We start from the raw sequence: 6331 nt of genomic DNA, 5'->3' as shown, positions 1-6331 counted from the left end.
AGATGTGTATAAGAGACAGGGCCGGCACTACCGGTTACTTCAGGTTGCCCAGCATCCAGTCCACGGTGGCGTGGATCTGTTCCTCGGTCAGCGCCGGGTTGCCGCCCTTGGGCGGCATGATGCCGCCATCCGGACCGGTATAGCCCTCGATGGCGTGCTTGTAGAGAGTGTCCTTGCCCTGTGCGATGCGCTTGTCCCAGTGCGAATGGTCCAGCGTCGGCGCCATGCCCACGCCGGTGGTGTGGCAGGCGGTGCACAGGTTGTCGAAGATGACCTTGCCGTCCTTGGTGCCGCCGTAGGCCACCTGCGAGGCGGCCTTGGCCAGCGCGGCGGCCTTGGCCGCAGCCTGCGCGGCGGCGCCGGTGCTGCCGGCATAGACCGCGCCGGTGGGCGAGATGCGCTGTTCGGTGCGCTTGGCCGCGGTCGGCGACACCTCGGGCGGAATCCGGGTGTGGATGTAAGCGGCAAGGAGGATGAGGCCGAGGGTGATGGTCGCCAGCAGCGCGATCACCATGGAGAAGCGTTTCAGGAACTCCAGATCGTAATTCCGCACTCTTCGTTACCCCTGGCTGATAGTCGTTGGACCACGGCTGAGCGACTGCGTGATGGACCGAGTATAGAACGCGCTTTGCGTGCGACAACAGGCGTCACTGCTGGTGCGGCGCAGCATGCGGACCCGGTAGTGCCGGCCGCTGCCCGGCATCGCCAGCCCGCCGGATGGATCGTGCAGAAGCCGGCCAGCGGCCGGCTCTACCGGATTACCGGGCGCCGATCGCGCGCAGGCAGAAGCTGCAGATCGCGTCCACCAGCGCGTCTTCGTCGCGGTGTGCTTCCCGGCTGGGCGCGGTGGGGCCGACCATCGCTTCGGTGAAGGCGCCGACCAGGCAGGCGGCGGCCACATGCGCGTCCTGCGCCGGCAGCTCACCGGCCGCCACGCCCTCCTCCACCAGCCGCAGGAACACGTCGCCGAAGGCGCGGCGACCGCGCATGCGCTCGGCTTCCACCTCCGGATCGACCGGTTCAACGATGAAGGCGTGCGCCAGCCCCGGCCCAGCCAAGGCACGGCGGACGAAGGCGGTGATCGCCAGCCGCAGGCGCTCGCTGGCCACCTCCGGGCCGCTGGCGATGCGCTCCATGATCGCCACCTCGTGGGCCACGGCGGCGTTGAGCACCTCCACGAACAGCTCGGCCTTGGACGGGAAGTGCCGGTAGATCAGGCCGGTGGACACCCCCGCCTGGGTTGCCACAGCGGTCACCGGGGCGTTGCGCCATCCGCCGGCGGCGACCCGTTCACGGGTCGCCAGCAGGATCCGTTCGCGGACCCCGGCCAGGCGTTCTTCCATCAGTGCGGAGCGTTTGTAGGCCATGTTTTGATTCTAGATTCAATTGTTGAATTTGTATTCACTTCTTTCCCGAACCCCGCTACGCTGGGGCCCAATCGCCCGTGCGGGTGGCGGTCCCTGAAACCGCCGCCCGCTCCCCGCCGGGTGCGTCCATTCCCTGCAATCCCGTCGTGGAGCCACCACAATGCACGTGCCATCCCTGAACTTCGACCTTGGCGAAGACATCGACCTGCTGCGCCAGAGCGTGGCCCATTTTGCCGCCGCCGAGGTCGCACCGCTGGCCGCCGAAGCCGACGCCACCAATCAGTTCCCGCTGGCACTGTGGCCGAAGCTGGGCGAACAGGGCCTGCTCGGGCTCACCGTGGAAGAAGAATACGGCGGCACCGGCATGGGTTACCTGGCCCACGTGGTGGCGATGGAAGAGATCTCGCGCGCCTCCGGCGGCATCGGCCTGTCCTACGGTGCGCACTCCAACCTGTGCGTGAACCAGCTGCGCAAGAACGGCAACGAAGAGCAGAAGCAGCGCTTCCTGCCCGGCCTGTGCAACGGCAGCATGGTCGGCGCGCTGGCGATGAGCGAGCCGGGTGCCGGTTCGGACGTGGTGTCGATGAAGCTGCGCGCCGACAAGCGCGGCGACCGCTACGTGCTCAACGGCAACAAGATGTGGATCACCAACGGCCCGGACGCCGACGTGCTGGTGGTCTACGCCAAGACCGACATGGCCGCCGGCGCCAAGGGCATCACCGCGTTCCTGGTCGAGAAGGGCATGAAGGGCTTCTCCACCGCGCAGAAGCTGGACAAGCTGGGCATGCGTTCCTCGCCCACCTGCGAGCTGGTGTTCCAGGATTGCGAAGTACCGGAAGAGAATGTGCTGGGCCAGGTCGGTGGCGGCGTGCGCGTGCTGATGTCCGGCCTGGACTACGAGCGCGTGGTGCTGTCCGGTGGCCCGCTGGGCCTGATGGCCGCGGCCATGGACGTGGTCATGCCCTACGTGCACGAGCGCCACCAGTTCGGTGAAGCGATCGGCAGCTTCCAGCTGATCCAGGCCAAGATCGCCGACATGTACGTGGGCCTGGGTGCGTGCCGCGCCTACGTCTATGCCGTGGCGCGCGCCTGCGACCAGGGCCGCACCACCCGCCAGGATGCCGCCGGTGCCATTCTGTACGCCGCCGAGAAGGCCACCTGGCTGACCGGCCAGGCGATCCAGATCCTGGGCGGCAACGGCTACATCAACGAATATCCGACCGGCCGCTTGTGGCGCGACGCCAAGCTGTATGAAATCGGCGCCGGCACTTCGGAGATCCGCCGCATGCTGATCGGCCGCGAATTGTTCCAGCGCACCCTGTAAGGCCACCGCGATGACCGTCCTGAACAGCCAGCTGCAACCGGGCAGCGAAACGTTTGAAAGCAACCGCGCGGCCATGCAGGCCGTGGTCGATGACCTGCACGCCACCCTCGCCCGCACCGCGCTGGGTGGCAGCGAAGCCGCACGCGCCAAGCACACCGCACGCGGCAAGCTGCTGGTGCGTGATCGCATCGACGCCCTGCTCGATCCGGGCAGCGCCTTCCTGGAAATCGCGCCGCTGGCCGCGCATGGCATGTATGAAGACGCCGTGCCCGCCGCCGGGGTGGTGGCCGGCATCGGCCGGGTCAGTGGCGTGGAATGCGTGATCGTGGCCAACGACGCCACGGTCAAGGGCGGCACCTACTACCCGATGACGGTGAAGAAGCACCTGCGCGCGCAGGAGATCGCCGAGCAGAACCATCTGCCGTGCATCTACCTGGTCGATTCCGGTGGCGCCTTCCTGCCGCTGCAGGATGAGGTGTTCCCGGACCGCGATCATTTCGGCCGCATCTTCTACAACCAGGCCAATCTGTCCGCGCAGGGCATCCCGCAGATCGCCTGCGTGATGGGCAGCTGCACCGCCGGCGGTGCCTACGTACCGGCGATGAGCGACGAGACGGTGATCGTGCGCGAGCAGGGCACCATCTTCCTCGGCGGCCCGCCGCTGGTGAAGGCGGCCACCGGTGAAGTGGTGACGGCCGAGGAACTGGGCGGTGCCGACGTGCACACGCGCATTTCCGGCGTGGCCGACCACATGGCCGACAACGACCTGCAGGCGCTGGCACGGGTGCGCGCGATCATCGCGCAGTTGAACTGGCGCAAGCCGGAGCCGGCGATGGCGGTGCAGGCCAACGAGGAACCACTGTTGCCGGCACACGATCTGTACGGGGTGATCCCGGCCGACACGCGCAAGCCCTACGACGTGCGCGAGGTCATTGCGCGCCTGGTTGATGGCTCGCGCTTCGATGAGTTCAAGCCGCGCTACGGTGCAACCCTGGTCACCGGCTTCGCCCATCTGAACGGCTACCCGATCGGCATCATCGCCAACAACGGCATCCTGTTCTCCGAGTCGGCACTGAAGGGCGCACACTTCATCGAGCTGTGCACCCAGCGCAACATCCCGCTGGTGTTCCTGCAGAACATTACCGGCTTCATGGTCGGCCGCAAGTACGAACAGGGCGGCATCGCCAAGGACGGCGCCAAGCTGGTGATGGCCGTGGCCTGCGCCAAGGTGCCCAAGTTCACCGTGGTCATCGGTGGTTCGTTCGGTGCCGGCAACTACGGCATGTGCGGCCGCGCGTACTCGCCGAACTTCCTGTGGATGTGGCCGAACGCGCGCATCGGCGTGATGGGCGGCGAACAGGCCGCCAGCGTGCTGGCCACGGTCAAGCGCGATGGCATCGAAGCCAAGGGCGGCCAGTGGCCGGCAGTGGAGGAAGATGCATTCAAGGCACCTATCCGCGACCAGTTCGAGCAGCAGGGCCATCCGTACTACGCCAGCGCGCGCCTGTGGGATGACGGCGTGATCGATCCGGCCGACACCCGCCGCATGCTGGCCCTGGCGCTGTCGGCCAGCCTCAACGCCGCCCCGCAGCAGACGCGCTTCGGCGTGTTCCGCATGTAACCCGTGCCATGACCGAGCCTGTTGCCATGTTCACCAAAGTCCTGATCGCCAACCGCGGCGAGATCGCCTGCCGCGTCATCGCCACCTGCCGCCGCCTCGGCATCGCCACCGTGGCGGTGTATTCCGATGCCGACCGCAACGCACGCCACGTGCGGCTGGCCGACGAAGCCTTCCACATCGGCCCGGCGGCCGCGCGTGAGAGCTACCTGCGCAGCGATGCCCTGCTCGACGCCGCACGCCTGACCGGCGCACAGGCGATCCACCCCGGCTACGGCTTCCTGTCCGAGAACGCCGACTTCGCCGATGCCTGCGCCGCCGCCGGCATCACCTTCATCGGGCCGCCGGCCAGCGCCATCCGCGCGATGGGCGACAAGAGCGCGGCCAAGGCGCTGATGGCCAAGGCAGGTGTACCGCTGACGCCGGGCTACCACGGTGACCAGCAGGCGCCGGACTTCCTGCGCGCGCAGGCCGATGGCATCGGCTACCCGGTGCTGATCAAGGCCAGCGCCGGTGGCGGTGGCAAGGGCATGCGCAAGGTCGAGCGCAGCGAGGACTTCGTCGATGCACTAGCCAGCTGCCAGCGCGAGGCGGCCTCGGCGTTCGGCAACGACCATGTGCTGGTCGAGAAGTACGTCGAGCGCCCACGCCATATCGAGATCCAGGTGTTCGGCGACAGCCACGGTGAGGCGGTCTATCTGTTCGAGCGCGACTGCTCGGTGCAGCGCCGCCACCAGAAGGTGCTGGAAGAGGCGCCGGCGCCGGGCATGAGCGCAGAACGTCGTGCTGCAATGGGCAAGGCGGCAGTCGATGCCGCGCGCGCGGTGGGCTACGTCGGTGCCGGCACGGTGGAGTTCATCGCCGGCCCGGACGGCGATTTCTACTTCATGGAAATGAACACCCGCCTGCAGGTCGAGCACCCGGTGACCGAGTACATCACCGGCACCGACCTGGTGGAGTGGCAGCTGCGCGTGGCCTCGGGCCAGCCGCTGCCGCTGCGCCAGGAACAGCTGGCGATCCACGGCCACGCCATCGAAGCGCGCCTGTATGCCGAAGATGCCGACCGGGGCTTCCTGCCCTCCACCGGCACCCTGCGCCGCCTGCGCCTGCCGACCCCGTCGGCCCATGTGCGCGTGGATACCGGCGTGGAGGAAGGCGACAGCATCACCCCGTACTACGACCCGATGATCGCCAAGCTGATCGTCTGGGACGTGGACCGCGATGCCGCCCTGCGCCGCATGAGCCAGGCGCTGGCGGACTGCCAGGTGGTGGGCGTGACCACCAATGCCGGCTTCCTGCGCCGCCTGGTGAACACCGATTCGTTCGCACATGCCAGGCTGGATACCGCGCTGATCGAACGCGAACAGGCGGCATTGAGTGCAGTGGGCGACACGGATGATGCCCTGTGGCAGCTGGCTGCGGTGGCTGCGGTTGCAAGCACGGGCGGCGCCAGCACCGACGCGCGCGATCCGCATTCGCCGTGGCAGGCCCAGGACGGCTGGCGCCTCGGCGCATCGGCACCGCGCGTGCTGCCGCTGCAGCAGGGCGAACGCAAGCAAACACTGAAGGTGTGGGCGCAGGCCGATGGTTGGCGCGTGCAGCGCGATGACGCCGCGCCGGTGCAGGTGCTTGGCACGGCCGATGCGCAGCATCTGACCGTGCAGCTGGGCGAGCGCCGCTGGTCACCGCAGCTGCTGCGCGAAGGCGACCAGCTGTATCTGTTCGGCGCCGATGGCCAGCACCGCTTCACCCTGCACGATCCGGTGGGCGAATCGGACCATGCCGTGGCCGATGCCGGCAGCCTGCTGGCGCCGATGCCGGGCAGGATCGTCGCGACACTGGTCGCGGCCGGTACCGAGGTCAAGCGCGGCACGCCGCTGGTGGTGCTGGAAGCGATGAAGATGGAGCACACCCTGCAGGCACCGGCAGACGGCACGGTGAAGGGTTACCGCGCCAAGGCCGGCGACCAGGTGGGTGATGGTGCGGTGCTGGTGGACTTCGAAGCGGCGTGATGTGGCGGGG

5 protein-coding genes are annotated in these 6331 nt (G+C 68.1%); 3 read left to right on the top strand and 2 right to left on the bottom strand.

The genetic code is table 11. The features are described from left to right. Nucleotides 1-34 precede the first annotated feature (34 nt). The gene (locus AC5O77_RS14760; protein ID WP_005407662.1) at nucleotides 35-553 is read right to left on the bottom strand and encodes a c-type cytochrome; all 519 of its coding nucleotides are present in this window, start codon (nucleotides 551-553) and stop codon (nucleotides 35-37) included. A gap of 205 nt (nucleotides 554-758) precedes the next feature. Next, on the bottom strand, nucleotides 759-1367 hold the full coding sequence (locus AC5O77_RS14755) for a TetR/AcrR family transcriptional regulator (protein WP_012509748.1): 609 nt from the start codon (nucleotides 1365-1367) through the stop codon (nucleotides 759-761). A 160-nt stretch (nucleotides 1368-1527) separates the two neighbouring features. On the opposite strand from AC5O77_RS14755, the gene AC5O77_RS14750 reads away from it, so the two are divergent. Genes AC5O77_RS14750 through AC5O77_RS14740 form a run of 3 tightly spaced genes read left to right on the top strand, consistent with a single transcriptional unit; the run spans nucleotide 1528 to nucleotide 6321 of the window. Further along, nucleotides 1528-2691, top strand: coding sequence for an isovaleryl-CoA dehydrogenase (locus AC5O77_RS14750; RefSeq protein ID WP_065724118.1), 1164 nt, complete (start codon nucleotides 1528-1530; stop codon nucleotides 2689-2691). A 10-nt stretch (nucleotides 2692-2701) separates the two neighbouring features. Beyond that, a complete protein-coding gene (locus AC5O77_RS14745) occupies nucleotides 2702-4312 on the top strand; it encodes a carboxyl transferase domain-containing protein (protein ID WP_478058726.1) in 1611 nt (536 codons plus the stop codon). A gap of 8 nt (nucleotides 4313-4320) precedes the next feature. Beyond that, nucleotides 4321-6321: an acetyl/propionyl/methylcrotonyl-CoA carboxylase subunit alpha gene (locus AC5O77_RS14740; RefSeq protein ID WP_478058724.1), complete on the top strand. Its 2001-nt coding sequence runs from the start codon at nucleotides 4321-4323 to the stop codon at nucleotides 6319-6321. Nucleotides 6322-6331 lie beyond the last annotated feature (10 nt).

The sequence above is a fragment of the Stenotrophomonas sp. INTA L402-1 genome (genome assembly GCF_059295135.1).
The sequence above is the reverse complement of the archived record's forward strand: the minus strand, read 5'-3'. Positions and strand labels throughout refer to the sequence as shown.

Excerpts from the sequence above, each read along its gene's own strand:
- AC5O77_RS14755 (WP_012509748.1), bottom strand. The coding sequence starts at position 1,367 with ATGGCCTACAAACGCTCCGCACTGATGGAAGAACGCCTGGCCGGGGTC.
- AC5O77_RS14750 (WP_065724118.1), top strand. The coding sequence starts at position 1,528 with ATGCACGTGCCATCCCTGAACTTCGACCTTGGCGAAGACATCGACCTG.
- AC5O77_RS14745 (WP_478058726.1), top strand. The coding sequence starts at position 2,702 with ATGACCGTCCTGAACAGCCAGCTGCAACCGGGCAGCGAAACGTTTGAA.
- AC5O77_RS14740 (WP_478058724.1), top strand. The coding sequence starts at position 4,321 with ATGACCGAGCCTGTTGCCATGTTCACCAAAGTCCTGATCGCCAACCGC.